The following is a 25,405-nucleotide window of genomic DNA, read 5'->3' on the forward strand; positions in this document are numbered from 1 at the left end:
CTCGGTGTGAAGAGCTCTGCAGTCACGTCCGTCGTCCTCGCCGGGGGCGGCACCGCCGGCCACGTCAACCCCCTCCTCGCCGTCGCGGACGAGCTCCGCGCCCGCGAGCCGGAGGCCAGGATCCTCGCCCTCGGCACCACGTCAGGGCTCGAGGCCGACCTCGTCCCGGAGCGCGGCTACCGGCTGTGGCCGATCCCGCGCGTGCCGCTCCCGCGGCGTCCCAGCGTCGACCTGCTGAAGCTGCCGGGCCGTCTCAGCGCCGCCGTCAAGGCCGCCGAGGCCGCGATCGACGAGATCGGCGCGCAGGCCGTCGTCGGCTTCGGCGGGTACGTCTCCACGCCCGCCTACCTCGCCGCCCGGCGCAGGGGCGTCCCCGTGGTGATCCACGAGCAGAACGCCCGCGCCGGCCTGGCGAACAAGCTCGGCGCACGCTGGGCGGCCCGCGTCGGGGCGACGTTCCCGGGCACGCCGCTGCCGGGAGCCCAGGTCGTCGGCCTCCCGCTGCGGGCGGAGATCGCGGAGCTCGTCTCCGACCGCGAGGAGGACGCGCTGGCCGCGCGCGTCCAGGCCGCCGACGCGCTGGGCCTCGACGCCGGCCTCCCGACGCTCGTCGTCACGGGCGGCTCCTCGGGCGCCGCCTCGGTGAACGCCGCCCTGGCCGGGTCGGTGGAGGCGCTGCTGCGCGCCGGGGTCCAGGTGCTGCACCTCACCGGCAAGGGCAAGGACGGGCCGGTCCGGGCCGCCGTCGACGCCGCCACGGCGGCGGGCGGGTTCGAGGCCGCGCGCTACCAGGTGCGCGAGTACCTGTCCCAGATGCAGCTCGCCCTCGCCGTCGCGGACCTCGTCGTCGCCCGGTCGGGCGCGGGCACGGTGTGCGAGCTCGCCGCCCTCGGCGTGCCCGCCGTCTACGTGCCGCTGCCCATCGGCAACGGCGAGCAGCGGCTCAACGCCGCCCCGCTAGTGGAGGCGGGCGGGGGCCTCCTCGTCGACGACGCCGACCTCACGCCCGCCTGGGTGGCCGAGCACGTGCCGGCGCTGCTGGCGGACCGGCCGCGGCTCGAGGCGATGGCGTCCGCCGCCCGCGCCCACGGGGTGCGCGACGGCGCCGCGCGCGTCGCCGACCTCGTCGCCGAGGCCGTCGCGCAGGCGGCCACGGGGACCGGCGCAGGTTCGGACGCTGGGCGGCAGGCATGAGCGCGGCCCCGTCGACGCGCCCCCCGGCGCTGGGGGTCGAGGAGCTCGGCCGCGTGCACCTGGTGGGCGTGGGCGGCGCGGGGGTCTCCGTCGTCGCGCGGCTGCTGGCGGCCCGCGGGGTGGACGTCCAGGGTTCCGACGCGGCGGCCGGCCCCGCCCTCGAGGCGCTGCGCGCCGACGGCGTGCGGGTCTGGGTCGGGCACGACGCGGCGCACGTCGTCGGCCCGGACGGCGCGCCCCTGGTCGACACGGTCGTCGTGTCGTCGGCGGTGCGGGAGACCAACCCGGAGCTGGCCGCGGCCCGTGCCGCCGGGATCCGGGTGCTGCACCGCTCCCAGGCGCTCGCGTCGCTGATGCTCGGGCGCCGGGCGGTGGCCGTCGCCGGCGCGCACGGCAAGACCACGACGTCGGCGATGGTCGCGACCGTGCTGCGCGGATGCGGCGTCGACGCGTCGTTCGCGATCGGGGGCACCGTGCGGGTCCGGGACGCCGACGGTCGCGAGAGCGCGGTCCCGGGCGGCCACCTCGGCGCGTCCGACGTGCTCGTGGCCGAGGCGGACGAGTCGGACGGCTCGTTCCTCAACTACGCGCCCACCGTCGCCGTGGTGACCAACGTCGAGCCGGACCACCTGGACCACTACGGCTCGCAGCGGGCGTTCGAGCAGGCCTTCGAGGAGTTCGCCGGCCGCATCGTCGAGGGCGGCACGCTCGTCGCGTGCGCCGACGACGCCGGCTCCGGGGCCCTCGCGGACGCGCACCGGGCCGCGGGCGGCACGGTCGTGACCTACGGGGAGGCCGCGGGAGCGGACGTGCGGGTGCGCGACGTCGTCGTCGGGGCGGGCACCGTCGAGGCGGTCGTCTCCGGCGGCCCGCTGGGCGAGGACCCGCGCGAGCTGCGCCTCGCCGTGCCGGGCGCGCACAACGCGCTCAACGCGACGGCCGCCGTGGTGACGGCGGTACTGCTCGGCGCCGAGCCGGGCGACGCGGTCCGCGCCGCGGGCACGTTCGTCGGCACGGGGCGGCGGTTCGAGCCCAAGGGCGCGGCCGACGGCGTGCGGGTGTTCGACAGCTACGACCACCACCCCACCGAGGTGGAGGCGCTGCTGCGGGCGGCCCGGCCCGTGGCCGGGGACGGCCGCATCGTGATCCTCTTCCAGCCGCACCTGTACTCGCGCACGCGGATCTTCGCGGGGCGGTTCGCCGCGGCGCTGGCGCTCGCGGACGAGGTCGTCGTGACCGGCGTGTACCGGGCGCGCGAGGACGTCGACCCGGCGGTGGGCCCGCGCACGATCACCGACCTGCTGGAGCGGACGTCCACCGGCGGGGGAGTGCGCGCCGTCGAGGACCGGTTCGAGGCGGCCCACGTGGCCTCCGCGCTCGCGCGGCCTGGCGACGTGGTGCTGACCGTCGGCGCGGGTGACGTCACCGAGCTCGGCCCGGTGATCCTGTCGGACCTCGCCACGCGCACCTCCGGCGTGGCGTCGCCGGGCGGCGCCGCACCCGACGAGACCATGGGGTGATGCGACCGCCAGCCCGCCCACGCCCGACGACCCGCCCGACGTCGGTGGGCACCGCGGCGCCCTCGGGCGGTCGCGGGGCGAAGGGAAGCACCAGGGGACCGGCGACGGGGGCCACGAAGGCGGCGCCGAAGTCAGCTTCGAAGCCGGCCTCGAAGCCGTCCGCGAAGGCAGGCCCGAGGACGGCGCCGGCCGAGGCGCGGCGGTCCGGACCCGAGACCGCGGCGACGGCGGTGGTCCCGGCGGGGCAGGTGGTCCCGCCCCGCGTGTCGACGGCGATGGCGGACCGGCTCGCCGAGCGCACCGCCATGCGTCGGCACCGGACGTGGCGACGGGTGCTGGCCTGGCTCCTCGCCCTGGTGCTCGTCGGGGGCCTCGCGTGGGTGGCGCTCTGGTCGCCGGTGCTCGCGCTGGAGAAGACGGACGTGACGGTCTCCGGGTCCGGGCGCTACGTCGACGAGGCCCGGGTGCGCGAGATCGCCGAGGCCCCGGACGGCACCCCGCTGCCCCGCCTGGACACGGTGGCGATGCGGGAGGAGGTGCTCGGGCTGCGCGGGGTGAAGGACGTGCGGATCGCGCGTGCCTGGCCGCACGGGCTCGCGGTGGAGATCACGCCGCGGGTCCCGGTCGCAGCGGTGCCCGACGGCGACCGCCTGGCGCTGCTCGACTCGTCCGGGGTCCGCGTGGCCACGCGCGACGCGGCGCCGAAGGGGCTGGCGCAGGTGGACGTGCCGCTGGACGACGCGCTGGCGCTGCAGGCAGCGCTCCACGTGCTGGCGGCGCTGCCCGCGAAGCTCGCCGGCCAGGTGGAGCACGTGAGCGCCGACACGCAGGACGCCGTGGAGACCGTCCTGGAGGACGGCACGACCGTGCGGTGGGGCGGCAGCTCGGACCTGCCGCTGAAGGTCGAGGCGGTGCGCACGCTGCGCAAGCTCGACGAGGGCGCCCGCACCATCGACGTCTCGTCCCCCGAGCTGCCGGTGACCCGATGACTCGCGCGACGACCCGAGTGACGACCGGCGAGACCACCCGCGAGATCACCGGCGTGGGGCCGGCGCGACACGCACGGGCGGATGAGGCAAGGACCGGGCGCGCGCGACACGCCGATGCACGTCCGGCGTCGCGCCCGCCGCGCCGCCTACCGTCGATCGCAGCAGCAACCTGACATAACTCTAACCCTCAACTCGAACCTTAAGGTTAGGCCTCGGAGGCCGCCGGCGGGCCGACCGGGGGAGCGAGGACCGGACGTCGGGACAAGGAACGACCCGAGAGGCAACGACGTGGCAACTCCGCAGAACTACCTGGCAGTGATCAAGGTGGTCGGTATCGGCGGTGGCGGCGTGAACGCCGTGAACCGCATGATCGAGGTCGGGCTCAAGGGTGTCGAGTTCATCGCCATCAACACCGACGCGCAGGCGCTGCTGATGTCGGACGCCGACGTCAAGCTCGACGTCGGCCGTGAGCTCACCCGTGGCCTGGGCGCCGGCGCCGACCCCGAGGTCGGCAAGAAGGCGGCCGAGGACCACGCCGAGGAGATCGAGGACGTCCTGCGGGGCGCCGACATGGTCTTCGTGACGGCGGGCGAGGGCGGCGGCACCGGCACCGGCGGCGCGCCCGTGGTGGCGCGCATCGCCCGCTCGCTCGGTGCCCTGACGGTGGGCGTGGTGACGCGGCCGTTCACCTTCGAGGGGCGCCGTCGCTCCGTGCAGGCCGAGCAGGGGATCGACACGCTCCGCGAGGAGGTCGACACCCTCATCGTCATCCCCAACGACCGGCTCCTGTCCATGTCCGACAAGAGCGTCTCGGCGATCGCGGCGTTCCACTCGGCGGACCAGGTGCTGCACTCCGGCGTCCAGGGGATCACCGACCTCATCACGACGCCGGGCCTCATCAACCTCGACTTCGCCGACGTGAAGTCCGTGATGCAGGGGGCCGGCTCGGCCCTCATGGGCATCGGCTCGGCACGGGGCGAGGACCGTGCGGTGCAGGCCGCCGAGCTCGCGATCTCGTCCCCGCTGCTCGAGGCCTCGATCGACGGCGCCCACGGCGTCCTCCTGTCGATCCAGGGCGGCAGCGACATCGGGCTCTTCGAGGTGCACGAGGCCGCGCGCCTCGTGCAGGAGGCGGCGCACTCCGAGGCGAACATCATCTTCGGCACGGTCATCGACGACGCGCTCGGCGACGAGGTGCGGGTCACCGTCATCGCCGCCGGGTTCGACGGCGGCGTGCCGCAGGCCCGCAAGGACGGCCGCGGCCTCGGTCAGATCGCCGGCGCTCCGGCCAAGCCGACGGTCACGGTCGGCGAGGGCGGCACGACGGCGACGTCCGCGCCGCGGCCCGGCGTGCAGACCGCCCCGCCGCGCGCGCCGCAGCCGGCCACCGCGTCGGTGCCGGCAGCCCCCGTGCAGCCGCGCCCGATCCCGGCCGAGCCGGACGACGTCCCCGTGAGCCTCGACGCGCCGCCGGCCCCGCCGGCCGGGGCGCGGCCCGCGGAGCAGCGCCGCCCGTTCACGGTGGTCGAGGACGCCGAGGGCGAGGGTGTCACCGTCGAGCGTCCGGTCGAGGTGCCGCGCCTGTTCGACGAGCCGCGTCGCCCGGCCGAGGAGCTCGACGTGCCCGACTTCCTCAAGTGAGCGCCGGGTGAGCGGGAGCCACGGGACGGCTCACGAGACGGTCGGCTGGGCCCAGGAGGCGTTGTTGCCGGACCAGTTCGGTGCGGGGCTGCTGCGGGTGGACCTCGGGGAGGGCGTCGTGGCGGGCTTCACGACGCGCCACGGCGGGGTGTCGCCCGCCCCCTGGTCGTCGCTCGACCTCGGCACCTCGACGGGCGACGACCCGGTGCGGGTCCGGGAGAACCGGGCCCGTCTCGGGGCGTGGATCGGCGCCCCGGTGGCGTTCTCCGCGCAGGTGCACGGGGACGGCGTCCTGGGTCTGGGCCCGGCCGAGCTCGCCGAGTGGTCGTCGACGGAGCCGCCGGCCTCGGCGGGTGAGGCCGACGCCATGGTCACCGCCGAGCCCGGTCTGGCCCTCGGCGTCCTCGTCGCCGACTGCGTGCCGGTCGTCCTGGCGGATCCCGTCGCCCGCGTCGTCGCGGTCGCGCACGCGGGGCGGAACGGGGTCGCCCTCGGGGTCGTGCACCGCGTCGTCGAGCAGCTGCTCGCGCGGGGTGCCCGGGTGGAGGACCTCCGGGCGGCCGTCGGCCCGGCCGTCTGCGGCGCCTGCTACGAGGTGCCGGCCGCGATGCGCGACGAGGTCGCCGCCGTCGTCCCGGAGACGTGGGCGACGACCGCCGCCGGGACCCCCGCGCTCGACCTGCCGGCCGGCGTGCTCGCCCAGCTGGCGGCGCACGGCGTGGCCGCCACCCGCGTGGACCGGTGCACGCTCACGGACGCCGACCTGTACTCCCACCGTCGCGCCACGGCCCAGGGCACGACGACGGGCAGGCAGGCGGGGGTCGTCGTCCTGACCTGAGTCGGCGGGCCCGGCGTGCCGAGCTGACGCGGCCGTGACCGGGCACGCCCGCGACGCGCGACACACCGGCGTGTCGTGCGTGGATGCCGCCGCGGGCGTGGTTAACGTCGTGACACCGTCCGGGACGGAGGGCGGGACGTGGCGACGAACGGAGCAAGGCGATGGGCGGAGCGCTTCGCAAGACGATGCTGTACCTGGGGCTCGCCGACGACCAGGGTGAGTCGGAGGAGTACCTCGACGAGTACGAGGAGCTGGAGGCACCGGTGCGCGACCGTGACGACTACCAGGCGCAGGTCACCCCGCTGCACCGTGGCGGAGGGAGCGAGTCGGTGATCGCCTCCGACCTGCGACGCATCACGACCATCCACCCGCGCTCGTACAACGACGCCCGCACCATCGGCGAGGCCTTCCGAGGCGGTACGCCGGTGATCATGAACCTGTCCGACATGGACGACGCCGACGCGAAGCGCCTCGTGGACTTCTCGGCCGGCCTGATCTTCGGGCTGCGCGGGTCGATCGAGCGCGTGACGAACAAGGTCTTCCTGCTCTCGCCGGAGCACGTGGAGATCGCGGGCGAGGAACCGCCGGCGGAGAAGGTCGGCGGACGCGGGGCGTTCTACAACCAGAGCTGACCGCGCGCCGATAGCGCCGATCGCACCGTCCGGCACGGGCCGGGGCAGTCCTGCCCCGGCCCTGCGTCGTGCTCGGGTAGGTTCGACCCGTGAGTCTCGTCTTCAACCTGGTCTACCTGGTCCTGTGGCTGTTCCTGCTGTGCCTCATCGTCCGGCTCGTCTTCGACTGGGTGCAGTTCTTCGCGCGCGACTGGCGCCCGAAGGGCGTGCTGCTGGTGCTGGCGGAGGCCGTCTACACGGTCACGGACCCGCCCCTGCGCTTCCTGCGCGGCCTCATCCCGCCCCTGACCCTCGGCCAGATCCGGCTCGACATCGCGTTCCTCGTGCTCTTCATCGGCACCGGCATCCTCATGCGGGTGGCGTCGTTCCTGGCCGCGATGTGACCTCGGCCGGGGTTCAGCCCGGCGTGCGAGGGGCGCCGCGGTGCTGACCTGTGAAGACGTCGTGTGGGCGGGACGACCCGGCCTCGTCGGGCGGGTCGCCCGCCGACACGTCCGCTACCGTGGTCATCCAGACGGCCCGGGAACCGGGTCCCACCGACCCTGCAAGAACGATGAGGTGAGACGATGGCGCTGCTGACGGCAGAGGACATCCTGAACAAGAAGTTCGCCGCGACGAAGTTCCGCGAGGGCTACGACGTCGAAGAGGTCGACGACTTCCTCGACGAGGTCGTGCGGACCCTCACGGCGGTCCAGGAGGAGAACGACGACCTGCGGTCGAAGCTCACCGCGGCCGAGCACCGGGTCGCCGAGCTGAGCCGCTCGGACGCCGCCCAGCAGGCGCAGCCGACGCCGACCCCGGCGCCCGCGCCGACCTCGGCGCCCGCCCCGGCCGCCGCGAAGCAGCAGCCCGCGGAGCCGGAGTCCGCCACCGGCATGCTCCAGCTGGCCCAGAAGCTGCACGACGACTACGTGCGGTCGGGCCAGGAGGAGGGCGACCGCCTCATCTCCGAGGCGAAGTCCGAGGGCTCGCGCATCGTCCGCGAGGCCGAGGAGACCAGCCACCGCACGCTCTCGCAGCTCGAGCAGGAGCGGTCGCTCCTCGAGCGCAAGATCGACGAGCTCCGCCTCTTCGAGCGCGACTACCGCACGCGCCTCAAGAGCTTCCTGCAGAACCTGCTGGGCGACCTCGACGCCCGGGGCTCGGCCCTGCCGCCGCAGCGGCAGAACGCCGGTGCCGGCCGCGGCTCGGAGCTCTGAGCGGGGGGCCGTCACCCCGCGCACCCCGCTCCTTCCGTCACGCCTCACGCCGAGCGGCCCGCACGACACGCACGCCTTCACCGCGCGTGCTGTTGTGCGGGCCGCTCGGCGCACTTACGCTGCGGTGACTCGTCGTCGACGCACCAACGAAAGGGCACCGATGGCCAAGCTCTCGACCACCACGCGCGCGGCACTGCGCGAGAACTTCCCGCACCTCGCGCGGGACGTGAAGTCGTTCCCGGTCCGCGACGGCGAGGAGCCCTGGACCCTGCACGAGGTGGAGGAGCTGGCGGCGTTCCTGCTCGAGGAGAAGGAGCGTCTCGAGCGCGAGCTCGCGGCCGCCGACCAGGAGCTGTCCGACCTGCTGCGCAACTCCGGCGACGGCGCGGGCGACGACCAGGCCGACTACGGCTCGAGCGCCCTCGAGCGCGAGCAGGAGCTCACCCTGGTCAACAACATGCGCGACCTGCTCGCCCAGACCGCGCACGCCGTCGACCGCATCCGCAAGGGCACCTACGCCACCTGCGAGATCACCGGGCTGCCGATCGGCAAGGCGCGGCTGCAGGCGTTCCCGCGGGCGACGCTGTCCGTCGAGGCGAAGGCGCGCGAGGAGCGTCGCTGACCGGGTGGACCCCGGTCCGTCGCCCGGTCGCGCCCGCCTAGACTTGCGGACGATGTCGACCACGCCCGCCGGCTCCGCCCCGGCTCCTGAGCCCGCGCCGCACGACGGCGCCCCCGAGACGCCCGGGCCGGGCGCGCCCGCCGACGCCGTGCCCGAGGCCACCCCGGACGGCGCCCCGGTGTCCGCGGAGCGTCGCCGGCGCCTGATCACCTGGACCTTCGCCCTCGCGGCACTCGTGCTCGTCGTGGACCAGCTCTCCAAGTGGTGGGCGGAGTCCGCGCTCGTCATCGGCGGCGACCCCAAGCCGCTGATCGGCGAGCTGCTGCAGCTCCGGCTCATCTACAACCCCGGCGCGGCCCTGTCGATCGCCACCGGGATGACGTGGGTGCTGACGATCGTCGTCGTGGTGGTGGTCGTGGTCATCGTGCGGGCGATCCGCCGGATCGGCTCGACGGGCTGGGCCGTGGCGCTCGGCCTGCTGCTCGGCGGCGCGCTCGGGAACCTCGGCGACCGCTTCTTCCGCGAGCCCGGCTTCGCCCGCGGGCACGTGGTCGACTTCATCGACTACGGCGTCTTCGTCGGCAACGTCGCGGACATCGCCATCGTCGCCGCCGCCGTGCTCATCGTCGTCCTCTCGTTCCGCGGGATCGGCCTCGACGGGCGCCGGCACGTCGACGACCGCGAGCCCTCCGGCCAGGAGCGCTGACGATGCCGACCGGGACCACCCGGACCCTGCCGGTCCCCGACGGCCTCGCGGGCGAGCGCGTCGACGCGGGCCTCGCGCGCATGCTCGGCTTCTCGCGGACCCAGGCGGCGGAGCTCGCCGCGTCCGGGGCGGTGCTCCTCGACGGGCGCGAGGTCGGCAAGTCCGACCGGCTGGTCGCCGGCGGCCGGCTGGAGGTCACCGTGCCGGAGGCGCGTCCGGCCGCGCCGGTGGTCGCGGAGCCGGTGCCCGGCATGGCGATCGCCTACGAGGACGACGACGTCGTCGTCGTCGACAAGCCGGTCGGCGTGGCGGCGCACCCGTCGCCTGGCTGGACCGGGCCCACCGTCGTGGGGGCGCTGGCGGCGGCCGGCTACCGGATCGCGACGTCGGGCGCCGCCGAGCGGCAGGGCATCGTGCACCGGCTCGACGTCGGCACGTCGGGCCTCATGGCGGTGGCCAAGAGCGAGGCGGCGTACAGCGGGCTGAAGCGGGCGTTCAAGGAGCGCACGGTCGAGAAGGTGTACCACGCGCTCGCCCAGGGGCACCCGGAGCCCACGACGGGCACCATCGACGCGCCCATCGGGCGTCACCCGAGCGCCGACTACAAGTTCGCCGTCGTCGCGGACGGCAAGCACTCGGTGACGCACTACGAGGTGCTCGAGATGCTGCCTGCCGCGTCGCTCGTCGAGGTGCACCTCGAGACCGGCCGCACGCACCAGATCCGGGTGCACTTCCAGGCCGTCCGCCACCCGCTGGTCGGCGACCTCACCTACGGGGCCGACCCGGTCCTCGCGTCGAAGGTGGGGCTGGAGCGCCAGTGGCTGCACGCCGTGCGGCTCGGGTTCGAGCACCCGCTCACCGGCCGCTGGATCGAGGTCACCAGCGAGTACCCGGACGACCTGGCGCACGCCCTCGAGGTCGTGCGCGGGGCCTACCGGTAGGCAGCCCGGTGCCCGACCTGCCCTGGTGGGCGGACGCCCTCGCGGGCCTCGTGGTGGCCGTGCTCGCGCTCTGGGCGCTGCTGGCCGTCGGGCTGCTCGTCGTGCGGCGGCGCACCGGCCGAGGCTCGCTGCGCGGCGCCGTGCGCCTGCTGCCCGACGTGCTGCGCCTCGTCAAGCGGCTCGCAGGGGACCGCTCGCTGTCGAGAGGCGCGCGGGCGCTGCTCGTCGTGCTCCTGGGCTATCTGGCGATGCCGTTCGACCTCGTCCCCGACGTCGTGCCCGTCCTCGGCTGGGCGGACGACGTCATCGTCGTGGCGCTCGTCCTGCGGGCCGTGGTGCGCAGCGCGGGTCCCGACGTCGTGCGCCGGCACTGGCCCGGCACCGAGGACGGGCTGGCCGTGCTTCGCCTGCTGGTCCGGTGGTGACCGGCACCGGGGAGGCCCTGTGAGGTTCCCCTCGGCGGGGCGGTCCGGAGTGTCGGAGGCGACTGCCTAGACTCGGTCCATGCCCGACGCAGGTTCCTCCACCGCCCAGCCGACCGGTACCTCCGAGGACGACTTCGTCCACCTGCACGTGCACACCGAGTACTCGATGCTCGACGGCGCGGCGCGCATGAACGACCTGTTCAGCGAGGTGTCGCGCCTGGGTCAGAAGGCCGTCGCGATCACGGACCACGGGTACCTGTTCGGGGCCTTCGACTTCTGGAGCACGGCGCAGAAGCACGGGATCAAGCCGATCATCGGCGTCGAGGCGTACGTGACGCCCGGCACCAGCCGCCACGACCGCACCAAGGTGCTGTGGGGCGAGCAGCACCAGCGGCGCGACGACGTCTCCGCGGGCGGCGCCTACACGCACATGACGCTCTGGGCGCGCGACAACGAGGGCATGCACAACCTGTTCCGCGCGTCGTCGCTCGCGTCCCTGGACGGCCAGATGGGCAAGTGGCCGCGCATGGACCGCGAGCTCCTGGAGACGTACGGCAAGGGCCTCATGGGCACCTCGGGCTGCCCGTCGGGCGAGGTGCAGACCCGCCTGCGGCTGGGGCAGTGGGACGAGGCGGTGCGCGCGGCCGGGGAGCTGCAGGACATCCTCGGCAAGGAGAACTTCTTCGTCGAGCTGATGGACCACGGGATCGAGATCGAGTCCCGGACGTACAAGGACCTCCTGCGCCTCGCCGAGCACATCGACGCGCCGCTCGTGGCCACCAACGACCTGCACTACACCAAGCGGGAGGACGCGCACTCCCACGAGGTGCTGCTCGCGGTGAACTCCGGGTCGACCCTCGACGAGCCGACGTACGACCAGGGCGGCAGCCGGTTCGCCTTCAGCGGCGACACCTTCTACGTTCGCTCGGGCGCGGAGATGCGCCGCCTGTTCTCGGAGCTGCCGGAGGCGATCGAGAACACGCTGCTCATCGCCGAGCGCTGCGACGTCTCGTTCGACACCAAGGCGAACTACATGCCCCGGTTCCCGGTACCCGAGGGCGAGGACGAGATCAGCTGGTTCGTCAAGGAGGTCGAGAACGGCCTGCGCCGCCGCTACCCCGACGGCATCCCCGACGACGTGCGCAAGCAGGCCGACTACGAGGTCGGCGTCATCATCCAGATGGGCTTCCCGGGGTACTTCCTCGTGGTGGCCGACTTCATCAACTGGGCCAAGGAGCAGGGCATCCGCGTGGGGCCGGGCCGTGGCTCCGCCGCGGGCTCGATGGTCTCGTACGTCATGGGCATCACGGAGCTCGACCCGCTCAAGCACGGCCTGATCTTCGAGCGGTTCCTCAATCCGGAGCGCGTGTCCATGCCCGACGTCGACGTCGACTTCGACGAGCGCCGGCGCGCCGAGGTGATCCGGTACGTCACCGAGAAGTACGGCGACGACCGAGTCGCGATGATCGTCACCTACGGGTCCATCAAGGCGAAGCAGGCGCTCAAGGACGGCTCGCGCGTGCTCGGCTTCCCGTTCGCGATGGGGGAGAAGCTCACCAAGGCGATGCCGCCCGCCGTGATGGGCAAGGACATCCCGCTGTCGGGGATCTTCGACCCGAAGCACGAGCGGTACGCCGAGGCCGCGGAGTTCCGCGCGGTGCACGACGCCGACCCCGAGGCTCAGCGCGTGGTCGAGACGGCGCGCGGCATCGAGGGCCTGAAGCGGCAGTGGGGCGTGCACGCCGCCGGCGTGATCATGTCGAGCCACCCGCTGATCGACATCATCCCGATCATGCGCCGCCCGCAGGACGGCGCGGTCATCACGCAGTTCGACTACCCGACGTCCGAGGGCCTCGGCCTCATCAAGATGGACTTCCTCGGGCTGCGCAACCTCACGATCCTCGACGACGCGCTCGAGAACATCGTCATGAACGGCAAGGAGCCGGTGGCGATCGAGCAGGTGGAGCTCGACGACAAGGCGACCTACGACCTGCTCGCCCGCGGCGACACCCTCGGCGTGTTCCAGCTCGACGGCGGCGCGATGCGCTCGCTGCTGCGCCAGATGCGGCCGGACAACTTCGAGGACGTCTCCGCCGTCATCGCGCTGTACCGCCCGGGGCCGATGGGCATGAACTCGCACATCAACTACGCGCTGCGCAAGAACGGCATGCAGAAGATCGAGCCGATCCACCCGGAGCTCGAGGAGCCGCTCAGCGAGGTGCTCGGCGAGACGTACGGCCTGATCGTCTACCAGGAGCAGGTGCAGCGCGCCGCCCAGATCCTCGCCGGCTACTCGCTCGGCCAGGCCGACCTGCTGCGGCGCGCGATGGGCAAGAAGAAGAAGGAGATCCTCGACAAGGAGTTCGTGCCCTTCGAGGCGGGCATGAAGGAGCGGGGCTACTCCAAGCCCGCGATCCAGGCGGTCTGGGACACCCTGGTGCCGTTCGCCGGCTACGCGTTCAACAAGGCGCACTCCGCCGGGTACGGCGTCGTCTCCTACTGGACGGCGTACCTCAAGGCGAACTACCCGACCGAGTACATGGCCGGCCTGCTGCAGAGCGTGCGGGACGACAAGGACAAGATGGCGCTCTACCTGGGCGAGTGCCGTCGCATGCACATCACCGTGCTGCCGCCCGACGTCAACGACTCCGCCGCCAAGTTCACCGCCGTCGGCGACGACATCCGTTTCGGCCTGACGGCGATCCGCAACGTCGGCGCCAACGTCGTGGACGCGATCATCGCCGCGCGCGAGGAGAAGGGCGCGTTCACGTCCTTCACGGACTTCCTCGACAAGGTGCCGGCCGTGGTCTGCAACAAGCGCACCATCGAGTCGCTCATCAAGGCCGGGGCGTTCGACTCGCTCGGCCACCCACGGCGCGCGCTGCTCGTGGTGCACGAGCAGGCGGTGGACTCGGTCATCTCCGTGAAGCGCAAGGAGGCCGAGGGCCAGTTCGACCTCTTCGCCGGCTTCGGTGGCGCGGAGGAGGACGCGGCGATGACGTTCGCCGTCGACGTGCCCGACCTGCCCGACTGGGACAAGAAGCAGCGGCTCGCCTTCGAGCGCGAGATGCTCGGCCTGTACGTGTCGGACCACCCGCTGTCGGGGCTCGAGCACGTGCTGGCGCGCGCGGCGGACACCTCGATCGCGTCGCTGATGGCCGACGAGGGTCGCCCGGACGGCTCGCAGGTCACGGTCGCCGGCCTGCTCACCAGCGTGCAGCGCAAGATGAGCAAGAACGGCAACCCCTGGGCGGCCGTGACGGTCGAGGACCTCGAGGGCGCCGTCGAGGTGATGTTCTTCGGCGAGACCTACCTCGCGTACTCGACGATCCTCGCGGAGGACCAGGTCGTCACGCTGCGGGGGCGCGTGCGGCGTCGCGACGACCAGATGCAGCTGCAGGCGATGGAGGTCTCGCTGCCGGACACGTCGGCCGTCGCCGACGCGCCCGTGCTGGTCACCGTGCCGCACACCCGCTGCGTCGAGCCGGTCATGGTGCGGCTGCGCGAGGTGCTCGCCACCCACCCGGGCTCGGCGGAGGTGCACGTGAGCGTCGCGGAGCCCGGCAAGCGGACGGTCGTGCGCGCCGCCGACACGCTGCGGGTCGAGAAGTCGCCCGCGCTGTTCGGCGACCTCAAGGCCCTCCTCGGCCCGAGCTGCCTCTCGTGAGCGCCCTGGACGACGGTTCGGCGGACCACCGGTTCCGGGTGGTGCCGGCGGCGTACGTGTACCTGCGCCGCGAGGGCCAGGTGCTGCTGCAGCTGCGGCAGGGGACCGGGTTCCGGGACGGGCACTGGGCGGCGGCCGCCGCGGGGCACGTCGAGGAGGGGGAGTCGGTGCTCGAGGCGGCGGTCCGCGAGGCGCGCGAGGAGCTCGGCGTCGTCGTCGACCCTGCCGACCTCGTCCCGGTGACGACGATGCACCGCGGACAGCCCGGCGGCCCCGCGCTCGAGCAGCGGGTCGACTTCTTCTTCACCGCGACCCGGTGGGAGGGCGCCCCGGTGATCCGGGAGCCGGCGAAGGTCGGGGACCTGCGCTGGTTCCCGTTCGTCGCGCTGCCGGACCCGGTCGTGCCGCACGAGCTGGTCGTGCTGCGCGCACTGCACGACGAGGGCCGGCAGGGCACGCGGGTTCGGCCGATCCTCACTTACGGGTTCGAGGGCGTCGCGGACGTCTGAGGACGGGCGGACGAGAGCTCCCGGGGAGCGCCGTAGGCTCAGGGCGTGTTCCGTCTCAACCCCGAGCAGCTCGTGTTCGTCACCGAGCGCCACCTCGCCACCCTCACCACCCTGCGCGCGGACGGCAGCCCGCACGTCGTGCCCGTCGCCTTCACCTGGGACGCGGACGCCGGGGTCGCGCGGACCACGGCGCGGCGGTCGTCGACGAAGGTCGCCAACGCGCGCCGCGCGACCGCCGAGGGCGGCCGGCCCCGGGCCGCGCTCTGTCAGGTCGACGGCGGGCGCTGGCTCACGCTCGAGGGGACGATCGAGGTGAGCGAGGACCCGGACGAGATCGCGGACGCCGTCGCGCGGTACACGAAGCGCTACCGACCGCTCGAGCACGACCCCGAGCGCGTCGTCCTGCGCCTCACGCCCGACCGGGCGATGGCCTCCACCTACATGGCCTGAGCGTTGTGGGTGGGCGTTCGGCCCTGAATCACGGCGGATTCAGGGCCAAACGCCCACCCACAACGCTCAGGGTCAGGCGACGACGGCGGTCTCGTCGCCCTCGGGCAGGGCCACGGTGACGCGGTCGCCGCGGACGAGCTGGCGACCGCGCCGGGTCTCGGCCTCGCCGTTGACGCTGACCTCGCCGTCGGCGACCAGGTCCCGGGCGTGCGTGCCGGACTCCGCCAGGCCCGCGAGCTTGAGGAACTGGCCGAGGCGGATCATGTCGTCGCGGATGGGGACGTCCGTGCTGTCGTGGTCGGCGCTCATGCGTCCATTCTCCGGCACCGGCGCCCGGGCGCCGACCGGCGCTGCCTAGACTGGCCGGGTGATCCGACGCATCGACCTCCGCGGGCGGGACCTGACCCGCACCGAGCTGCTCGGGGTGCTGCCACGCCCCGAGATCGGGGTGGACGAGGCCGTCCAGGCCGTCACCCCGATCATCGCCGACGTCCGGGCCCGCGGCGCCGCCGCGCTCCGTGACCTGTCGGAGCGCCTCGACGGGGTGCGTCCGGAGCATCTGCGCGTCCCGGCGTCCGCGATGACCGACGCCCTCGCGGGGCTCGACCCGCAGGTGCGGGCGGGGCTCGAGGAGGCGGTCCGGCGGGTGCGGGTGGTGCACGCCGCGCAGGTGCCGACGGAGCACGCCACGCAGCTCGCCCCCGGCGCGGTGGTGCGCCAGCGGTGGGTCCCGGTGCAGCGCGTGGGCCTGTACGTGCCCGGAGGGCGCGCGGTCTACCCGTCGTCCGTGATCATGAACGTGGTCGCCGCGCAGGAGGCCGGGGTCCCCGGCCTCGCCGTCGCGTCGCCGCCCCAGAAGGACGCCGGCGGGCTGCCGCACCCGACGATCCTCGCCGCGTGCGCGCTGCTCGGCGTCGACGAGGTCTACGCCGTCGGCGGCGCCCAGGCGGTGGCGATGTTCGCGTACGGCGCGGCGGGCAGCGAGCCGCAGGACGGCGACGTGCTGTGCGACCCGGTCGACGTCGTCACGGGACCGGGCAACGTGTACGTGGCCGCGGCCAAGCGACTGGTGCGCGGCGTCGTCGGCATCGACGCCGAGGCCGGGCCCACGGAGATCGCGGTGCTCGCCGACAGGACGGCCGACCCGGGGCACGTCGCCCTCGACCTCATCAGCCAGGCCGAGCACGACCCCATGGCCGCCTCCGTGCTGGTCACCCCGTCCGTGGAGCTCGCCGGCGCCGTGGAGGCCCGCCTGAGCGACCTGGTGGGCTCCACCAAGCACTCGGCGCGCGTGCTGCAGGCGCTCGGCGGGCCGCAGTCCGCCGTCGTGCTCGTCGACGACCTGGAGCAGGGCCTCGCGGTGGTGGACGCCTACGGCGCCGAGCACCTGGAGATCCAGACCGAGGGCGCCGCGGCGCTCGCGGAGCGCGTGCGCTCGGCGGGGGCGATCTTCGTCGGCCCCTGGTCGCCGGTCTCCCTCGGCGACTACATGGCAGGCAGCAACCACGTGCTCCCCACCGGCGGGTCCGCGCACTTCTCCAGCGGGCTCGGCGTGCACGCCTACCTCAAGTCGGTGCAGGTCGTGGAGTACACCCGCGACGCGCTCGAGGAGCTCGCCGACCGCATCGTCGCCGTCGCGAACGACGAGGACCTGCCCGCGCACGGCGAGGCCGTCCGCGGCCGCTTCCTCTGAGCCGCCGCGCACGGAGGCTCCGCGTCGCAACGGACGCCCCTGTCGCCCGGAATAGTGTGCCAAGCGGCACGGCCTCCGATGCCGGCCGCGTCGGAGGGCCGTGCGAGCATGGACGCATGCCCGCGCCGCCACCCCGCCTCGACCCGGTCGTGGTGGGCGACGTCGTCGGCAGCGCCGCGTTCCGCCGCGCCCAGGGCTACCAGCGCGCCGGCATGGTCCTCACCTGGCACTGGGACGCCGACGCGCTGGCGCTCTCCGCGCGCGTCGCGGGGAGCGGGGCGCAGCCCTACGCCTGCCGCGTCTCGTTCACGGTCGGTGCGGACGGGCGGTACGCCTACGGGGGCTCGACCTGCAGCTGTCCGGTGCGCGCGGACTGCAAGCACGTCGCCGCCGCCCTGCTGCACCTGGGGGCCCAGCCCGAGTCTGCCGGGACCGCCGGGGCCGTCGCCGATGACGACGACGCGCCCGTCGGCTGGCGCGGGCGCCTCGCCGCGGTGACCCGAGCCCCGGAGCCCGGGCCGGGCGGCGCGGCCTCTCGCGGGGCCCGCGACGGCGGCGTGCTCCCCGTCGCGCTCCGGTTCCGCCTCGACGAGGCGTTCGGCGGGCTGCCCCCGGAGCTCTCGGTGCGGCCGGCCGTGCCGGGGCGCACCGGGTGGAAGGTCGCCCCCGAGGCGAGCTGGGAGGCGCTCGCCACCGGCCTGTACGCGTTCGCGGACGTGCGCGCGACGCCCGCCCCCGAGGTGCGGCGCTGGTTCGCCGACCTCGGGTCCGCGCTCGGCGACGGGGGCGGGTTCGGCCGCGGCCGGCGCGCCTGGCGCCCCCTGGCCGCCGGCGGCCGCGGGCTGTGGGCGCTGCTCGCCGAGGCCGCCGACCTGGAGATCCCGCTCGTCGCGCACGGCGCGCGCGACGAGGTGCTGCTGGCCGACACGGCCGAGCTCCGGCTGGTGGTCGGGGCGCGGGACGGCGGGGCGGAGGGCCCTGATGGCGGCTCCGCAGACGATGGTGCTGACGGCACCGGCGACGGCGCCGTGCGACTCGACCCGGTCGCCGCCTTCGACGGCGTCGACGCGGCAGCGGGGTCCCCGCTCGGCACGGTGGGCGACACGGGCCTGTACGCGGTCGAGACCGCCGACCGGCGCACCGTGCTGCGACTGGGCCCCACGCCGCGCCGGTTGTCCGACGCCGCACGCGAGCTCGTCGTCGTCGGCCGGGTGGAGGTGCCGGGCGGCGACGTGGCGGAGCTCTACGCCGAGCACCTGCCGGCGCTGCGCCGGGCGGTGCGCGTCGTCTCCGACGGCTCCGTCGCGCTGCCCGACCCGCCGCGCCCCGTGCTCGTCGCCGAGGTCGCCTTCGCGTCGCCGGAGCACGCGCTCCTGTCGTGGAGCTTCGAGTACCCGCCGCCCGAGCACGTGAGGTCCGGCGCGGCGCGCGGCGTCCCGCTCGACGGGGCGACGCCGGACCCGCTCCGGGACCCGGACGCCGAGGCGGAGATCCGCGCGAAGGCGCAGGCGACCGTGCGGGGAGTGCCGGGCTTCGAGCGCTTCGACCTCGCCGCCCGGACGGAGCTGAAGGGCCTCGACGCCCTCGACCTCGCCCACGGCGTGCTGCCCGCGCTGGCCGCCGCGACGGACGTGCGCGTCGACGCCACCGACGTGCCGCACTACCTGCACCTGGACGCCGATCCCCGCGTCGTCGTGTCCGGGGCGCCCTCGGGGGACGCCGACTGGCTCGACCTGGGCGTCTCGGTGACGGTCGCTGGCAAGGAGCTCCCGTTCGCCCGCCTGTTCACCGCCCTTGCTCGCGGCGACAAGCGGCTGCTGCTCGTCGACGGGTCCTGGCTGCGCCTCGACCAGCCGGTGCTGGGCCGTCTGCGCGACCTCATCACGGAGGCCACCGCGCTGAGCGACCGGCCGGGCAAGGCACGCGTCAGCCGCTACGACGCGCACCTGTGGGGCGAGCTCGAGGACGTCGCCGACGTCGTCGAGGCCGCGGAGACCTGGCGGCGGTCGCTGGCCGGCCTGCGCGCGATCGCCGCGGGGGAGGGGGTCACGGAGGCGCTGGACGTCCCCGAGGGCGTGCGGGCCGAGCTGCGGCCGTACCAGCGGCAGGCGTTCGAGTGGCTGGCGTTCCTGTGGCGTCACGGGCTCGGGGGGATCCTGGCCGACGACATGGGGCTCGGCAAGACCGTCGAGACCCTGACGTTCCTGGCGCACGCGCGGGCGACGGCCCCGGACGCCCCGCCGTTCGTGGTCGTGGCCCCGGCGTCCGTGGTGGGGAACTGGGTGGACGAGGCGGCACGCTTCACGCCCGGGCTGCGGGTGGTGGCGATGCCCGCCACGTCGCGCACGCTCGGCACCGGCCTGGCCGAGCTCACCCGCGGGGCCGACGTGGTCGTCACGTCGTACGCCGTCTTCCGCCTCGAGTTCGACGCGTTCGACGCCGTCGAGTGGGGCGGCCTGATCCTCGACGAGGCGCAGGTGGCGAAGAACCCGCGCACCCGGGCGCACGAGACGGCCCGGCTCCTCGGCGCGCCGTTCAAGCTCGCGATCACGGGCACACCGCTCGAGAACAACCTCCTGGAGCTGTGGGCGGCCCTCGCGATCGTCGCGCCGGGGCTGTACCCGTCGATGCACCGCTTCAAGGCGGAGACCGCGCGGCTCGTCGACGCGGCGGCCACCGACGACGACCCCCAGGTGGTCGCGGCCGGCAACCGGGCCCTCGCGCGGCTCAAGCGACGCATCCGCCCGCTCGTGCTGCGCCGGACCAAGGAGCAGGTCGCGCCGGAGCTGCCCGAGCGCACCGAGCGCGTGCTGCGGGTACCGCTCACCCCCGACCACCGCAAGGTCTACGACACCCACCTGCAGCGGGAGCGGCAGCGGCTGCTCGGCCTGCTGGAGGACTTCGACGCCAACCGCGTGGCGATCTTCCGCTCGCTGACGACGCTGCGGCGCCTCGCGCTCGACGCCTCGCTGCTCGACGACGCGTACGCGGGCGTGGGCTCCGCCAAGCTCGACGTGGTGACCGACGAGCTGACCGAGATCGCCGCGGAGGGCCACCGGGCGCTCGTCTTCTCGCAGTTCACGTCCTTCCTGCGGCGCGTCGAGCAGCGCGTCACCGGCGCCGGCCTGCCCGTCGTCTACCTCGACGGCGCCACGCGGCGGCGCGCGGACGTCGTCCGCGCCTTCAAGGACGGGGACGCCCCGGTGTTCCTCATCTCGCTGAAGGCGGGCGGCGTCGGGCTCAACCTCACCGAGGCCGACTACGTCTACCTGCTGGACCCCTGGTGGAACCCCGCCACCGAGGCGCAGGCGGTGGACCGCACGCACCGCATCGGCCAGACCCGCAACGTCGTCGTCACCCGCCTGGTCGCGCAGGACACGATCGAGGAGAAGGTCATGGCGCTCGCGCAGCGCAAGGCCGCCCTGTTCGACGCCGTGCTCGACGACGCCGCGGGAACCTTCGCCCGGGCGCTCGCGGCCGACGACGTCCGGGGCCTGCTCGACGGCTGACGCCCCCCGCGGGCCGTTCGCTCGCGGCCGCCGTCGCCGGCGCGTCAGCGCACGCCGAGCACGAAGGGGTGCACGGCCGCGGCACCGGCCTGGCGCAGCAGCCGGGCGGCCACCGTGAGCGTCCAGCCGGACTCGGTCCAGTCGTCCACGAGCAGCACCGTGCGGCCGGGCAGGCCGCGCAGCGCGGCGTCGTTCAGCTCCAGCCGCAGCCGTCGCGCCACGCCCGCCAGCCGCATCGCCGAGTTCACGTCGTGCCGGTCGGGCTGCTCCGCGCCGGCCGCCGGCCCGACGGCGCCGATGAGCGGCACGCCCAGGTAGGCGGCCAGCCCGGACGCCAGGTGGTACGTCAGCTGAGGGCGCGTCGTGGACCGTACCGCCACGACCCCCTCGATCGTCGTGCGGCGGCCGCCCTCCGCGGCCGGCTCGGCGCCCTCGGGGTCTTCGGGCCGGTCGGGGCGGATGGCGTCCCAGTCGTCGAGGACCCGCGCGGCGGCGTGCCGCAGCGGCACGGGCACCTCGCCGTCGGGGGCGCCCGCCGCGAACAGGTCGCGCAGGGGTCCGGACCAGCCGAGGCCGTCGAGGCGGGCCACCGCGCGGCCCGGCTCGGCGCGCTCGTCCGGCGCGATCTTGCCCTTGAGGTCGAGGCCGAGGGCCGCGAGCCCGGAGGGCCACATCGCGCGCGGCCCGACCTCGACGCCGGGACGGTCCATGTCCGCCCGCGCGGCGGCGACGGCCTCGGCGTCGGGCACTGCGGGCAGCGTGACCCCCCCGCAGCGGTCGCAGCGGCCGCACTGCCATCCCTCGGGCAGCTCCGGGTCGTCGAGCTGGGCGCGCAGGTACGCCATCCGGCACCCGGGCGTGGCCACGTAGTCGACCATCGCCTGCTGCTCCGCCTGGCGGGTGGCCTCCACCCGCGCGTAGCGCTCGGCGTCGTACGCCCAGGGCGTGCCGGTGGCGACCCACCCGCCCTGCACCCGGCGCACCGCGCCGTCGACGTCGAGCACCTTGAGCATCGTCTCCAGCCGGGACCGCTTGAGGTCGACCTGCGTCTCCAGCACGGCGGTGGACTGCGCGCCCTCGGACGTGCCGAGGGCGTCGAGCGTGGCGCGGACCTGCGGCTCGGCGGGGAACGCCTGCGCACCGAACCAGTCCCAGATCGCGCGGTCCTCGTGCCCGGGCAGCAGCACGACGACGGCGTCGTCCACGCCACGTCCGGCGCGGCCGACCTGCTGGTAGTAGGCGATGGGGGAGGACGGGGCGCCGAGGTGCACGACGAACGCGAGGTCGGGCTTGTCGAAGCCCATGCCGAGCGCGGACGTCGCCACCAGGGCCTTGACGCGGTTCTCCTTGAGGTCCTCCTCCAGCTGCTCGCGCTGGGTGGGGTCGGTCCGTCCGGTGTAGGCGGAGACCGCGAGGCCCGCGCCCCGCAGCTGCTCGGCCACCTGCTCGGCGGCGGACACGGTGAGGCAGTAGACGATGCCCGACCCCTCCACGTCCTGGAGCGCCTCAACGAGCCACGCCACGCGAGTGGGCTGGTCGGGGAGCTCGAGCACCGCCAGGTGCAGCGACTCGCGGTCCAGCCCGCCCCGCAGCACGAGCACGTCCTCGGAGGGGACGGGGTCGCCGCCGGCGGTCGCGCCGTGCACGCCCAGCTGCTCGGCGACGTCGGCGGTGACGCGCGCGTTGGCGGTGGCCGTGGTCGCGAGCACGGGGATGCCCGGCGGCAGGTCGGCGAGCAGGGTGCGGATGCGGCGGTAGTCGGGCCGGAAGTCGTGCCCCCAGTCGGAGATGCAGTGCGCCTCGTCGATCACGACGAGCCCGGCGTCGGCCGCCAGGCGGGGGAGCACCTCGTCGCGGAACGCCGGGTTGTTGAGCCGTTCGGGGGAGCACAGCAGCACGTCGACCTCGCCCGCCGCGATCGCCGCGTGCACCTGGTCCCACTCGGTGACGTTCGACGAGTTGATCGTCACGGCGCGGATCCCGGCGCGGGCGGCGGCCGCGATCTGGTCCCGCATCAGCGCCAGGAGCGGCGAGACGATGACGGTGGGCCCCGCGCCCCGGGAGCGCAGCAGGGACGTGGCGACGAAGTAGACGGCGGACTTGCCCCACCCGGTGCGCTGCACGACGAGCGCGCGACGGCGGAACGCGACGAGCGCCTCGATCGCGCGCCACTGGTCCTCCCGCAGGGCCGCGTCCTCGCGGCCGACCAGCGCGCGCAGCGACTCCTCCGCCTGCTCGCGCAGCGTGCCGCCGCCCTCGCCCGCGCTGTCCAGCAGGCCGCGGAGCATCGCGAGCTTCGCCCGCTTGGTCGCGTCGGGCGCCGGGGCACCCGTCGTGGTCCCGGGGGAGGGGGCCGACGGCGGGGCGACCCGCGGCCCGGGCGGCGCCGTGTGCTCCGGCGCAGGCTCGGGCGCCAGGTCGTCGGGCGGCGGGACGTCCTCGTCCGTCGGGTCGAACACGAGGTCGGCGTACGGGTCGTCGGGGTGGCTCACGTCCTCGATCGTAGGGGGCGCCGCCGACGCCCCGGCCCGTCCTCCACAGGGTGTCAGGCGCAGGACGTCAGCCGCAGCACCTCAGCGCACGTACTCGCGCAGGAGCGCGACGGCGGACGCCACCACCGCCACCACCTCGGCCGCGGCCGCGACGATCTCCGTGGTTCCCGCGAACGTCTCGTTGACGCCGTAGAACCCGACCGTCGTGGACAGCACGAACGCGAGCAGGGTGAGGCCGCCGAAGCCGATCCCGCCGACCAGCGGCAGCCAGTGCCGCCACGCCAGGAGCAGCACCGCGAGCGCGACGCCGGCGACGGCGTTGAGGAGGAAGAGGGGGCCGACGACGGCGATGGTGTCGTAGCCGTCGACGTACAGGACGACGTGCACGACGGCGGACACGAGGACCGCGAGCGCGGCGGCGAGCCGCCAGCCGCGCGCGACGGGTGGTCGCGCGGCGGGCGTGGGGCGCGGCCGCGGTGGCACGGCGTCCTGCGACGAGTCCATGATGATGATGCTCCCACTCCTCGGTGGCGCCGTCAGCGGAAGCGTCGTGCCGGCCGAGGCCCGATCTCACCGGAGGCGCCATGCCGACCCGCCCGCCGACCAGCCTGCCGACCCGCTCGAGCCTGCCCGACACGCCTTCCGTGCCCGCCGTCTCCGACGACGCCGCCGTCGCAGTCCCCGCCGACGCCGTCTCCGCCGCGGTGCCCGCCTGCGCGTGCGGACCGACGCGCCGACAGCTCCTGCGCGGCACGGGCGCGGCGGCGGGGGCGCTGGCCGGTGCCGGCGTGCTGGCCGCGTGCGCCGAGCAGAAGCCGACGCCCCAGGAGGCGGCGTCGTCCGCGAGCGCTGCCGGGGCGGGGACCGTCGTCGTGGCGCTCGCCGACGTGCCGGTGGGCGGTGCCGTGGCCGCGAAGGTGGGGGGCCAGGACGTGCTGGTGACCCAGCCGACCCAGGGCGAGGTGCACGCGTTCAGCGCGATCTGCACGCACGCGGGGTGCACGGTCGCGCCCGGCGAGGGCGAGCTGCTGTGCCCGTGCCACCAGTCGCGCTACGCGCTGACGGACGCGGCCGTGCTGGGCGGCCCGGCGCCCGAGCCGCTCCCCTCGATCGGGGTCGAGATCTCGGGGGAGGACGTCGTGCTCGCGTGACGGCGCGGACGACACGCACGACGAGGCCCGGCGGCACGTGCCGCCGGGCCTCGTCGGTGCAGGGCCGCCCGCCGCGGAGTCAGCTCCGCATGTCCATCACGACGCGGCCGTCGATCTTTCCGGCGATCATCTCGTCGAAGATCGCGTTGATGTCGCCGAGCGGGCGCACGGTGTAGGTCGGGTCGACCTTGCCGCGGGCGAAGAAGTCGAGCGCCTCCGCCATGTCCTTGCGCGTGCCGACGATCGAGCCGCGGACGGTGAGGCCGAACAGGACCGTCGTGAAGATGTCCAGCGGGAACTTCTCCGGGGGCAGCCCCACGAGGGAGACGGTGCCGCCGCGGCGCAGCGCGCCGACCGCCTGGGGGAAGGCGTGCGCGTTGACCGCCGTGACGAGCGCGCCGTGCACGCCGCCACCGGTCTTCTCCTGCAGCTCGGCCGCGGCGTCGGGGGAGGTGGCCGCGTTCACGGTCACCTCGGCGCCGTGCTTGCGCGCGAGCTCGAGCTTGGCGTCGTCGACGTCGACCGCGGCGACGCGGCGGCCCATGGCCACCGCGTACTGCACCGCGATGTGGCCGAGGCCGCCGATGCCGGAGATCAGCACCCACTCGCCGGGCTTCGTGTCGGTGACCTTGAGGCCCTTGTAGACCGTGACGCCGGCGCACAGGATCGGCCCGACGGCGGACAGCTCGACCCCCTCGGGGATGATCGGCGCGTACCGGGCGTCGACGAGCATGTACTGACCGAAGGAGCCGTCGACCGAGTAGCCGCCGTTCTTCTGGTTCGGGCAGAGGGTCTCCCAGCCGGTCTCGCAGTACTCGCACTCGCCGCACGCGCTCCACAGCCAGGCGTTGCCGACGGTGTCGCCCACCTTGACGCGGGTCACCTGGTCGCCGACGGCGACGACGTGCCCGACGCCCTCGTGCCCGGGGACGAACGGCGGGGCGGGCTTGACCGGCCAGTCGCCGTGCGCGGCGTGCAGGTCGGTGTGGCACACGCCGGTGTAGTCGACCTTGACGAGGGCCTCGTGCGGGCCGGGCGTCGGGATCTCGAGGTCCTCGACGGACAGGGGCTCGGTGAACGAGTGGACGACCGCGGCCTGCATGGTGCTCATCTGCTTCTCCCTCTCACGGGCCGCTCGCGGCGGCCCACATGTCGTGGTGCTGTGATACCTCCGACGGTAGGCACGTTGCGCTCCTGGCGCACCGGCAACGGCTTGTGAATACTGTC

At 74.6% G+C, this 25,405-nt stretch carries 21 protein-coding genes and 1 pseudogene; 18 read left to right on the top strand and 4 right to left on the bottom strand.

The features are described 5' to 3' along the window. Positions 1-6: 6 nt before the first annotated feature. The 15 genes and pseudogenes from murG to ACQP60_RS03975 all read left to right on the top strand — a co-directional run bounded on the left by murG (position 7) and on the right by ACQP60_RS03975 (position 15,333). Entirely contained in the window at positions 7-1,194 is a 1,188-nt protein-coding gene (murG, locus tag ACQP60_RS03905) for an undecaprenyldiphospho-muramoylpentapeptide beta-N-acetylglucosaminyltransferase (protein ID WP_429728561.1), read from the top strand. Then, positions 1,191-2,714 carry a UDP-N-acetylmuramate--L-alanine ligase gene (gene murC, locus ACQP60_RS03910; RefSeq protein ID WP_429728563.1) on the top strand — a complete coding sequence of 508 codons (1,524 nt, stop codon included), beginning with the start codon at positions 1,191-1,193 and terminating at the stop codon, positions 2,712-2,714. Before murG ends, murC begins: the two co-directional genes overlap by 4 nt. 248 nt (positions 2,715-2,962) lie before the next feature. Beyond that, positions 2,963-3,703 (top strand): cell division protein FtsQ/DivIB, encoded by a 741-nt coding sequence (locus ACQP60_RS03915; RefSeq protein WP_429728565.1) that lies wholly within the window; start codon positions 2,963-2,965, stop codon positions 3,701-3,703. A gap of 114 nt (positions 3,704-3,817) precedes the next feature. Further along, positions 3,818-4,870, top strand: a pseudogene (ftsZ, locus tag ACQP60_RS03920) (cell division protein FtsZ); the annotation flags it as partial. A 538-nt stretch (positions 4,871-5,408) separates the two neighbouring features. Beyond that, complete coding sequence (pgeF, locus tag ACQP60_RS03925; protein ID WP_429728567.1) at positions 5,409-6,182, top strand: peptidoglycan editing factor PgeF; 774 nt, start codon at positions 5,409-5,411, stop codon at positions 6,180-6,182. A gap of 161 nt (positions 6,183-6,343) precedes the next feature. Next, complete coding sequence (locus tag ACQP60_RS03930) at positions 6,344-6,814, top strand: cell division protein SepF (protein ID WP_429728569.1); 471 nt, start codon at positions 6,344-6,346, stop codon at positions 6,812-6,814. 89 nt (positions 6,815-6,903) lie between these two features. Beyond that, positions 6,904-7,197, top strand: coding sequence for a YggT family protein (locus ACQP60_RS03935; protein ID WP_429728571.1), 294 nt, complete (start codon positions 6,904-6,906; stop codon positions 7,195-7,197). Positions 7,198-7,380: 183 nt separating this feature from the next. Beyond that, positions 7,381-8,013, top strand: a complete 633-nt coding sequence (locus tag ACQP60_RS03940; protein WP_429728573.1) for a DivIVA domain-containing protein — start codon at positions 7,381-7,383, stop codon at positions 8,011-8,013. Positions 8,014-8,173: 160 nt separating this feature from the next. Continuing rightward, positions 8,174-8,635, top strand: a complete 462-nt coding sequence (locus ACQP60_RS03945) for a TraR/DksA family transcriptional regulator (RefSeq protein WP_429728575.1) — start codon at positions 8,174-8,176, stop codon at positions 8,633-8,635. A 52-nt stretch (positions 8,636-8,687) separates the two neighbouring features. Further along, entirely contained in the window at positions 8,688-9,341 is a 654-nt protein-coding gene (locus ACQP60_RS03950) for a signal peptidase II (protein ID WP_429728577.1), read from the top strand. Positions 9,342-9,343: 2 nt separating this feature from the next. Beyond that, the gene (locus ACQP60_RS03955; RefSeq protein WP_429728579.1) at positions 9,344-10,282 is read left to right on the top strand and encodes an RluA family pseudouridine synthase; all 939 of its coding nucleotides are present in this window, start codon (positions 9,344-9,346) and stop codon (positions 10,280-10,282) included. An 8-nt stretch (positions 10,283-10,290) separates the two neighbouring features. Next, positions 10,291-10,707: a YkvA family protein gene (locus ACQP60_RS03960; protein WP_429728581.1), complete on the top strand. Its 417-nt coding sequence runs from the start codon at positions 10,291-10,293 to the stop codon at positions 10,705-10,707. Positions 10,708-10,786: 79 nt separating this feature from the next. Further along, on the top strand, positions 10,787-14,374 hold the full coding sequence (gene dnaE / locus ACQP60_RS03965) for a DNA polymerase III subunit alpha (protein WP_429728583.1): 3,588 nt from the start codon (positions 10,787-10,789) through the stop codon (positions 14,372-14,374). Then, positions 14,371-14,883, top strand: coding sequence for an NUDIX hydrolase (locus ACQP60_RS03970; protein WP_429728585.1), 513 nt, complete (start codon positions 14,371-14,373; stop codon positions 14,881-14,883). Before dnaE ends, ACQP60_RS03970 begins: the two co-directional genes overlap by 4 nt. Positions 14,884-14,928: 45 nt before the next feature. Next, the gene (locus ACQP60_RS03975) at positions 14,929-15,333 is read left to right on the top strand and encodes a pyridoxamine 5'-phosphate oxidase family protein (RefSeq protein ID WP_429728587.1); all 405 of its coding nucleotides are present in this window, start codon (positions 14,929-14,931) and stop codon (positions 15,331-15,333) included. 72 nt (positions 15,334-15,405) lie between these two features. On the opposite strand, the gene ACQP60_RS03980 is transcribed toward ACQP60_RS03975, so the two are convergent. Next, a complete protein-coding gene (locus ACQP60_RS03980; protein ID WP_429728589.1) occupies positions 15,406-15,642 on the bottom strand; it encodes an RNA-binding S4 domain-containing protein in 237 nt (78 codons plus the stop codon). 58 nt (positions 15,643-15,700) lie between these two features. Between ACQP60_RS03980 and hisD the strand changes: the two genes are divergently transcribed. Both hisD and ACQP60_RS03990 read left to right on the top strand, forming a co-directional pair. After that, the gene (gene hisD, locus ACQP60_RS03985) at positions 15,701-17,026 is read left to right on the top strand and encodes a histidinol dehydrogenase (protein ID WP_429728591.1); all 1,326 of its coding nucleotides are present in this window, start codon (positions 15,701-15,703) and stop codon (positions 17,024-17,026) included. Between the two features lie 116 nt (positions 17,027-17,142). Beyond that, positions 17,143-20,535, top strand: coding sequence for an SNF2-related protein (locus tag ACQP60_RS03990; protein WP_429728593.1), 3,393 nt, complete (start codon positions 17,143-17,145; stop codon positions 20,533-20,535). Between the two features lie 44 nt (positions 20,536-20,579). On the opposite strand, the gene ACQP60_RS03995 is transcribed toward ACQP60_RS03990, so the two are convergent. Both ACQP60_RS03995 and ACQP60_RS04000 read right to left on the bottom strand, forming a co-directional pair. After that, positions 20,580-22,823 carry a RecQ family ATP-dependent DNA helicase gene (locus tag ACQP60_RS03995; RefSeq protein ID WP_429728807.1) on the bottom strand — a complete coding sequence of 748 codons (2,244 nt, stop codon included), beginning with the start codon at positions 22,821-22,823 and terminating at the stop codon, positions 20,580-20,582. Positions 22,824-23,108: 285 nt separating this feature from the next. Further along, positions 23,109-23,531, bottom strand: coding sequence for a hypothetical protein (locus tag ACQP60_RS04000; protein ID WP_429728595.1), 423 nt, complete (start codon positions 23,529-23,531; stop codon positions 23,109-23,111). An 80-nt stretch (positions 23,532-23,611) separates the two neighbouring features. Between ACQP60_RS04000 and ACQP60_RS04005 the strand changes: the two genes are divergently transcribed. Further along, on the top strand, positions 23,612-24,178 hold the full coding sequence (locus tag ACQP60_RS04005; protein ID WP_429728596.1) for a Rieske (2Fe-2S) protein: 567 nt from the start codon (positions 23,612-23,614) through the stop codon (positions 24,176-24,178). 79 nt (positions 24,179-24,257) lie between these two features. On the opposite strand, the gene adhP is transcribed toward ACQP60_RS04005, so the two are convergent. Continuing rightward, positions 24,258-25,289 carry an alcohol dehydrogenase AdhP gene (gene adhP, locus ACQP60_RS04010; protein ID WP_429728598.1) on the bottom strand — a complete coding sequence of 344 codons (1,032 nt, stop codon included), beginning with the start codon at positions 25,287-25,289 and terminating at the stop codon, positions 24,258-24,260. Positions 25,290-25,405: the final 116 nt, after the last annotated feature.

The organism is Isoptericola variabilis, from assembly GCF_050311655.1.
In the GTDB taxonomy this organism is placed as follows: Bacteria; Actinomycetota; Actinomycetes; order Actinomycetales; family Cellulomonadaceae; genus Isoptericola; species Isoptericola variabilis.